The sequence below is a fragment of the Williamsia deligens genome, from assembly GCF_024171765.1.
In the GTDB taxonomy this organism is placed as follows: Bacteria; Actinomycetota; Actinomycetes; order Mycobacteriales; family Mycobacteriaceae; genus Williamsia_A; species Williamsia_A deligens.
Genome location: NZ_JAMTCI010000002.1, coordinates 618,172 through 625,719 on the forward strand (window position 1 = coordinate 618,172; position 7,548 = coordinate 625,719).

Here is a 7,548-nt window from a genome sequence, read left to right on the forward strand (position 1 = left end):
TCAGAAGAGGGCGCTGGCCAGCTTGCGGCGCGCGGACACGACGTAGGTCTCGGCGGGGTCGAACAACTCGAACAGCGCCAGCAGCCGCTCCCGGGCCCGCGAGCGGTCGTCGCCGGAGGTCGCGCGGATCGTCGCGATGATCCGGTCGAACGCCGCGTCCGGCTGCTGGTTGAGCAGCAGCACGTCGGCCGCGGCGAGGGCCGCGTCGACGTCGGTGGGGTCGGTGGTGTCGACGACGGACGGGTCGTGCGACTGCGCCCGCACCACGAACTCGATGTTGCGTGCCGCCGAGGCCGCCTCGACGTTCGACGGGTCGCGGTCGGCGAGGGCGCGGTACGCCGCGAGCGCCCCGTCGAAATCCCCTGCGTCGAGCAGACCGGCCGCGGCGTCCATCTCCGGGTCACCCGGTTCCTCCACCGGTGCGTCCTCCGCCGCTGCGGGCAGACCGGTGAGCCGGTCGCCGACCTTCTCGAGGATGTCGTCGATCCAGCCCGAGATCTGTTCCGCCGGTTGCACACCCTGGAAGGCGGAGACCGGCTGACCGGCGGCGATGGCGACGACCGTCGGGATGGACTGCACCCCGAAGGCCTGCGCGATCCGCGGGTTCGCGTCGACGTCGACGGTCGCGAGGATCCACTTGCCGTCGGCCTGCTCGGCGAGGCGCTCGAGGATGGGCGAGAGCTGCTTGCACGGACCGCACCAGGTGGCCCACAAGTCGACGAGGACCAGCACCTGATCGGACCGGGCGATCACCTCGGTCTCGAAGGTGGCCTCGGTGATCTCGACGATCGCGGGCACCGCAGCGGGTCCACCGGCGTTCTCGCCGCCGCCGGGAGGTCCCGCGGGCGGACGGGGCGGCGCCGAGGCACGGCTCCGTTCGGCGTCGGCTCGTTCCTTGAGGCCCGAGAGGTCCACGGCACCGGACATGGCCGCGGCCCGGGCGAGCGCGCCTGCCTGCGCGCGGTTCTGAGGTCGGCTCACGCGTCCAGTCTGGCACGGATGGACGACTGCTCACCATCGCCCCGGTCACCGGCGGACCCCCTCCGCCGCACCACACCGGCGGCCGCGGACCCGAACGCCATCGCCGCCACCGCGACCCACAACGCGGTCCCCAGGGTGGTCGCTCGACTGATGAACCCGACGACCGCCGGCCCGGCGAGCATGCCGAGGTAGCCGCAGCCCACCACCGTCGAGATGATCCGCCCGCTGGGCTGCGCGGTGACGTTGCCCGCGGCCGTGAAGAGTTGCGGGACACCGCCGGCCACGCCGATCCCGAAGACGGCCCACCCGACGATGCCGACGGCCGGGGCGGGCGCGACGATCACCAGCGCCATGCCGGCCGCCGCGATCGCCGCGCCGCCGCGCACCACCGCGACGGGTCCGAGGCGGGTGGTGACCGTGTCGGCGAGGAACCGTCCCAGGAGCATCGTCGCGCTGAACGCCCCGAAAGCCACGGCGCCCACCGCGTCACCGACGCCGAAGCGCTCAGTGGTGTGCAGCGCGCTCCAGTCGTAGGCCGTGCCCTCGGCGAGCATCAGCGCGAACGCGACCGCCGCCATGAGCAGGATCCGCCCGCGTGACCCGGCGGGGAACCGCGTGCCCACGGCGCCACCCGCCGCGTCGGGCACGGTCGTCACCGGGCCGTCGTCGGACGCACCCACGCGCGCTGCGTCGAGAGCGGGGCGGACACCGGCGATCGCGGACACGCACAGCACGGCGATCACCGCGACGGTGGCCACCACCGGGATGTCCAGCACGAGTCCGATCGCGACCACCGCGGATCCGACGAGGCCCCCGAGTGAGAAGAACCCGTGGAAGGACGACATCACGGGGCGTCCGTAGAACTGCTCGACGACCACCGCGTGGGCGTTCATCGCGACGTCGATCGCACCGTTGGCGAACCCGAACACCGCGAGCGCCAGACCGAGTTGCCAGGCCGAGGTCGCCGCCACGGGACCGAGGGTCGCGAACGCCAGCGTCACCGCCGCGGCGACGATCACCCCGCGCGTTCCGTACCGGTCGATGACGGGACCGCAGACCTGCATGCCGACGAACGCGCTGCCGCCGAGCAGCAGGAGGAGACCGCCCAGGGTCCCGTGGTCGACGCCGGTCGCGTCGGAGATCACCGGGATGTGGGCGACCCACATCGCGGCCAGGAGACCGTTGACGAAGAACACCGTGGACACCGCCAGGCGGGCGCGGCGTACCGCGGTGGGGGCCCGGCCCGAGGCCGGACGCTTCACGCGAGATGCTCGTCGACGCGGCGGACCTTGGCCGTCATCTGGTCGTCGTGGCCGGGGCGGATGTCGGCCTTGAGCACCAGCGACACCCGCGGCGCCGTGGCGAGGACCGCGTCGGTGGCGGCTTTCACCACCGCCATCACCTCGTCCCACTCGCCTTCGAGGTATGTGAACATCGAGGTCGTCTGATGGGACACCCCGGACTCACGCACCACGCGTACCGCCTCGGCGACGGCGGCACTCATGCTGCCGTCGTCGGCCACGGCGGGACCACCGGACGGGGCGAGGCTGAAGGCGACGATCACGGTCCCACCGTCACACGGACGGTGCGCCCTCGGCAACACGGTTGCGGTCGCCGTCACGCTCGAGACGGCCGGTGCGCTGTGCCCACACCTCGAACACCAGCGTGCCGAACGGCGGGATGCTCGAGAAGAGCGCCCACGCCGTGGTCGGGACCGACCAGCGCAGCACCCGGGCGGTCACCAGCGACACGACGACGAAGACCACGAACACGATCCCGTGGACCATGCCGGGCACGGCGACGGCCTCGGTGTGGCCCTCGACCCATTTGAAGTACATCGCGATGAGGAGCGCCAGCCAGGTGATGGCCTCGAGGATGGCCACGACGCGGAAGACGCGGGCGATGATGCGGGGTTCCAGGACGGAGCTCATGCGTTCATTGTGCCCTACGACGTCACCCGCTACTACCGCGAGTAGTAGAGGTGTCGGTGTCGCTCAGGACCGACCGGGAACGGTGATGATCAGGGCGTCGCCCTGTCCCCCGGCCCCGCACAGTGCGGCAGCGCCGGTACCGCCACCCCGACGCTGCAGCTCCAGCGCCAGGTGCAGGACGATGCGGGCACCCGAGATGCCGATGGGGTGGCCGATCGCGATGGCGCCGCCGTTGACGTTCACCTTCTCGGGGTCGAGACCGAGCTGCTGCGTCGAGGCCAGTCCGACGGCCGCGAACGCCTCGTTGATCTCCACCAGGTCGAGGTCGGCCGGGTCGATCCCGGCGCGCCCGCAGGCCTTGACGATCGCGTTGGCCGGCTGCGCCTGCAGCGACGAGTCCGGACCTGCGACGACGCCGTGCGCGCCGATCTCCGCGAGCCACGTGAGCCCGAGCTCGGTGGCCTTCTCCTTGCTCATGACGATCACGGCCGCGGCGCCGTCGGAGATCTGCGAGGAGTTGCCCGCGGTGATGGTGCCGTCCTTGCGGAACGCCGGACGGAGCCGTCCGAGCGACTCGGCGGTGGTGTCGGCGCGGATGCCCTCGTCCTCGGTGACCTCGAGCGGGTCGCCCTTGCGCTGCGGGACGCTCACCGGGACGACCTCGTCGGCGAAGACGCCGTTCTTCCACGCTGCGGCCGCGCGCTGGTGCGACTGCGCCGCGAACTCGTCCTGCTGCTCACGGGTGAAGGTGATGACGTCGTTGGTCTGCTCGGTCAGCGCGCCCATCGGCTGGTCGGTGAAGGGGTCGAACAGTCCGTCGTAGGCCATGTGGTCGACGAGTTCGGTCGATCCGTACTTGAAGCCCGAACGGCTGCCGGGCAGCAGGTGCGGCGCCTGCGACATCGACTCCTGACCGCCGGCGACGATGCAGTCGAACTCACCCGCCCGGATGAGCTGATCGGCCAGGGCGATCGCGTCGATGCCCGACAGGCACATCTTGTTGATGGTCAGGGCGGCGACGTCCCAGCCGATCCCGGCCTTGATCGCGGTCTGTCGCGCGGGCATCTGCCCGACGCCCGCGGTGAGGACCTGGCCCATGATCACGTACTCCACGGCCGACGCCGGCAGGCCGGCCTTGTCCAGGGCGCCCCGGATGGCCGTCGCGCCGAGGTCGACTGCGCTGACGTCTCCGAACGCGCCCATCAGGCGTCCGACGGGGGTGCGGGCTCCGGCGACGATGACCGACGACATGGGTACCTCTTCGTTCTGGGGGACTGGGTGCGCATCGGCACGGGACCGTGCCCGGCCCGAGCGATCACTCGGTGACAACGGTACCGTCACGACATGTCGACCAGCGCATCCACCTCCCCGTCCCCGGCCACCGCAGCCATCGGTGACCTCGTCACGGCCATCGACCACGTCGGCATCGCCGTCGCCGATCTGGAGGCCGCGAAAGCCTGGTACGCCGACCATCTCGGGTTCGTGTGCCTGCACGAGGAGACCAACACCGATCAGGGCGTCGTCGAGGCGATGGTCGGACCCGCCGACGCGGGCACCTCGCGCGCGGCGCAGATCCAGTTGCTCGCGCCGCTGACGGAGTCGTCGACCATCGCGAAGTTCCTGGACCGCAACGGACCCGGGCTCCAACAGCTGGCGGTGCGCGTGACCGACCTCGACGAGGTCGTCCGCCGCCTCACCGACAGCGGCCTGCGGGTCCTCTACCCGCAGGCACGTCGCGGGACCGCCGACTCCCGCATCAACTTCGTGCACCCGAAGGACGCCGGCGGTGTCCTGCTGGAGCTCGTGGAACCGGCCGCGACCGAGCACTGAGGGCGGCGCCGCGGACGCGGGCGGACCCGCCGCGGGGCCGAACCCGGCAAGTAAGCTACGCGACATGCCGGAACACGATCAGGGCTCATCACACGGACTGCCGTTCGCCATCGCCATGCGCGGCTACGACCGCGAGCAGGTCGCCGAGTTCTTCGCCCGCACGGACGCCGAACTGCGCGTCATCGCCGCCGATCGCGACGCCGCCGCCGCCAACGCCCGCGAGCTCGCCGAGCATCTCGACGACGCCCGGGACGAGATCGAACAGCTCCGTCGCGAGGTCGATTCACTGTCCGTGCCGGTGACCACGGCGCAGGGCATGAGCGATCGCATCTCCCGGATGCTCCAGCTCGCCGCCGACGAGGCCTCGGAGATGAGGGCCACCGCGCAGGCCGAGGCGGCCGAGGTGCTGTCCGTGGCCCGTCAGGAGGCGGCTCAGCTCCGCGAGGAGTCCGCGGAGGAGGCCGCCGCGCAGGTGTCCGCGGCGACCGCGGAGGCGCAGCGCCTGCGCGGTGAGGCCGCCCGTCTGGAGGCGGACGCGCGCGCGGCGCACGACGAGAACGCCACGTTCATCGCCGAACGGACCGCAGCCATGGAGCACGAGCACTCCTCGACGATGGATGCGGCGAAGAAGGAGGCGGAGCGGATCGTCGCCAACGCCCGCGCGGAGGCGCAGGAACTCGACGCGCAGGCGCGTCGGGACCGCGAGCGGACGCAGGAGGACTTCGACGTCACGATGGCCGCACGCCGGGACAAGGCGGTGCAGGCGGTCAAGGAACTCGAGCTCACCTCGGAGGCCACGGCCCGCGATCTCGTCGACAACGCGCGGGCACAGTCCGAACGGCTGCTCGCGCAGTCGCACTCCCTCGCGACCGAGCGGGTCACCCGGTCCGCGGAACTGGTCCAGAGCGCGCGGCAGCTGCGCAGCCGGATGTTGGCCCAGCTGTCGGAGGTACGGTCCCAGCTCGACGAGCTCCCCCGGCTGCTGGCCGAGCTCGAGGGCGAGGACGACCTCGTCTCGCTGGACAGCACCGAGCTGCTCAACCAGGGCCTGTCGCAGGACGCGCAGATCTCACGATCCTGACGGTACGACGGGGCTTCGGCGCTACCGGAACCCGGTACGGGTCGATCGCCCCCGCCAGCACCCCGTGTGCCAGTGCCGACGGTCGTCGCCGTCGTCGTCGGTCGGCCACGCGACCACGTGCGCCGTCCCCGGCAGGATCGCCTGGTTGCACCCGGGGCACCGGTAGCTCTTGACCGCCCGATCCGCCGGGATCGGACGCACATGGTGGTCACGGTCGAGCCCGCTCGGTCCCCGCTCGGTGCGCATCGTGGCACCGCCGACCCCACCCGGGGACGGCACAGGACGACGATTACGGCGCGGCATGCTCAGAACAACCGGAACTCGGTGCTCTCGATGCCCCGCAGTGCGTCGTAGTCGACCGTCACGCAGCGGATACCGCGATCCTCGGCGAGCGTCCGCGCCTGCGGCTTGATCACCTGCGCGGCGAACACGCCGGCCACGGGCGCGAGAGTGGTGTCGCGGTTGAGCAGGTCGAGGTATCGGGTCAACTGCTCGACGCCGTCGATCTCACCTCGGCGCTTCACCTCCACCGCGACGGTGCCGCCTGCGGGATCACGACACAGCAGGTCGACGGGACCGATCGCGGTCATGTACTCACGACGCACGAGCGTGAACCCGGGACCGAAGGTCTCGACATGCTCGGCCAGGAGTTCCTGGAGATGGGCCTCGACACCGTCCTTGACCAGGCCGGGGTCGACACCGAACTGGTGGGACGAGTCGTGCTCGACAGACCCCAGCAGGATCCGCAGCTCCTCGCCGGCCTTGTTCGTCACCACCCAGAGAGCGGACGCGTCGCTGTCGGCGGGCGCATCGTGCTCGACGAGGGTGCAGGGCGGACTCATCCAGTTCAACGGCTTGTAGGCGCGGTCGTCGGCGTGCACGCTCACCGAGCCGTCGTTCTTGATGAGCAGGAGCCGCTTCGCCTTCGGCAGATGGGCCGTCAACCGCCCGACATAGTCGACCTGACATTCCGCGATCACCAGACGCACCGTGTCAGCCTAGTGGCGTGACCGAGACGCCCAACCATCCCACCCGTCCACCCGCCGTCGAGCGTGTCAGCGGGAGGGAGGTGCACCGCAACCCGTGGATGACAATCACGGAGGACGTCGTCCGGCGAGGCGACGGGAGCTTGGGCACGTACGGGGTGGTCCACCGGACGCCCGGTGTCGTGGTGATCGCGATCCGCCAGGACGGGCGCTTTGCGGTGGTGCGCCAGTTCCGCTACCCGGTCGGGAGTCGACGATGGGAGTTCCCCGCGGGCACCGTCGACCACCCCGACGAGGACATCACGCACGCTGCGCGTCGGGAACTCGCCGAGGAGACCGGGATGGTCGCCGACACGGTCACCGTCCTCGCGACACTGGACGTCGCCCCCGGTTTCACCGCCCAGCAGACGTCCATCGTGGTGGCCGAGCAACTCCAGGCCGGCAGCCCGTCCCGCGACGACACCGAGCAGGACATGACAGTCGGGTGGTGGAGCAGAGACGAGATCACCGCGGCGATCACGGACGGGACGATCGTCGACGCACAATCACTCGCCGGCTGGGCGGTCTTCGTCGCCAATGGTCGATGATCGCTTGTCCTATGAACGCAACAAAGCCCTTGGACGTGATGTCCAAGGGCTTTGTCTGGATGTTGTGTTCGGCGGTGTCCTACTCTCCCACACTTGTTAAGGTGCAGTACCATCGGCGCTGGAGGGCTTAGCTTCCGGGTTCGGAATGGGGC

At 70.8% G+C, this 7,548-nt stretch carries 10 protein-coding genes and 1 rRNA gene; 3 read left to right on the forward strand and 8 right to left on the reverse strand.

Going from position 1 to position 7,548, the window contains the following annotated elements; all coding sequences use genetic code 11:
* From LX14_RS17135 to LX14_RS17155, 5 genes are all read right to left on the reverse strand, one after another.
* Positions 1-927 (reverse strand): tetratricopeptide repeat protein, encoded by a 927-nt coding sequence (locus tag LX14_RS17135; RefSeq protein WP_253648598.1) that lies wholly within the window; start codon positions 925-927, stop codon positions 1-3.
* 50 nt (positions 928-977) lie between these two features.
* On the reverse strand, positions 978-2,243 hold the full coding sequence (locus tag LX14_RS17140) for an MFS transporter (RefSeq protein WP_253648524.1): 1,266 nt from the start codon (positions 2,241-2,243) through the stop codon (positions 978-980).
* Positions 2,240-2,545, reverse strand: a complete 306-nt coding sequence (locus tag LX14_RS17145; protein WP_253648525.1) for an MTH1187 family thiamine-binding protein — start codon at positions 2,543-2,545, stop codon at positions 2,240-2,242. Before LX14_RS17145 ends, LX14_RS17140 begins: the two co-directional genes overlap by 4 nt.
* A gap of 10 nt (positions 2,546-2,555) precedes the next feature.
* On the reverse strand, positions 2,556-2,912 hold the full coding sequence (locus tag LX14_RS17150; RefSeq protein WP_253648526.1) for a DUF3817 domain-containing protein: 357 nt from the start codon (positions 2,910-2,912) through the stop codon (positions 2,556-2,558).
* Positions 2,913-2,975: 63 nt separating this feature from the next.
* Complete coding sequence (locus LX14_RS17155) at positions 2,976-4,163, reverse strand: acetyl-CoA C-acetyltransferase (RefSeq protein ID WP_253648527.1); 1,188 nt, start codon at positions 4,161-4,163, stop codon at positions 2,976-2,978.
* Between the two features lie 93 nt (positions 4,164-4,256).
* Between LX14_RS17155 and mce the strand changes: the two genes are divergently transcribed.
* The gene (gene mce, locus LX14_RS17160; protein ID WP_253648528.1) at positions 4,257-4,742 is read left to right on the forward strand and encodes a methylmalonyl-CoA epimerase; all 486 of its coding nucleotides are present in this window, start codon (positions 4,257-4,259) and stop codon (positions 4,740-4,742) included.
* 64 nt (positions 4,743-4,806) lie between these two features.
* Positions 4,807-5,823 carry a coiled-coil domain-containing protein gene (locus LX14_RS17165; protein ID WP_253648529.1) on the forward strand — a complete coding sequence of 339 codons (1,017 nt, stop codon included), beginning with the start codon at positions 4,807-4,809 and terminating at the stop codon, positions 5,821-5,823.
* A gap of 21 nt (positions 5,824-5,844) precedes the next feature.
* On the opposite strand, the gene LX14_RS17170 is transcribed toward LX14_RS17165, so the two are convergent.
* Complete coding sequence (locus LX14_RS17170; protein WP_253648530.1) at positions 5,845-6,126, reverse strand: Rv1322 family protein; 282 nt, start codon at positions 6,124-6,126, stop codon at positions 5,845-5,847.
* Between the two features lie 2 nt (positions 6,127-6,128).
* Positions 6,129-6,812: an endonuclease NucS gene (gene nucS / locus LX14_RS17175; protein ID WP_253648531.1), complete on the reverse strand. Its 684-nt coding sequence runs from the start codon at positions 6,810-6,812 to the stop codon at positions 6,129-6,131.
* A 17-nt stretch (positions 6,813-6,829) separates the two neighbouring features.
* Here nucS and LX14_RS17180 point away from each other — a divergent pair, with 17 nt between their 5' ends.
* Complete coding sequence (locus tag LX14_RS17180) at positions 6,830-7,396, forward strand: NUDIX domain-containing protein (protein ID WP_253648532.1); 567 nt, start codon at positions 6,830-6,832, stop codon at positions 7,394-7,396.
* Positions 7,397-7,462: 66 nt separating this feature from the next.
* Here LX14_RS17180 and rrf read toward each other — a convergent pair.
* Positions 7,463-7,548, reverse strand: a 5S ribosomal RNA gene (rrf, locus tag LX14_RS21080); the annotation flags it as partial.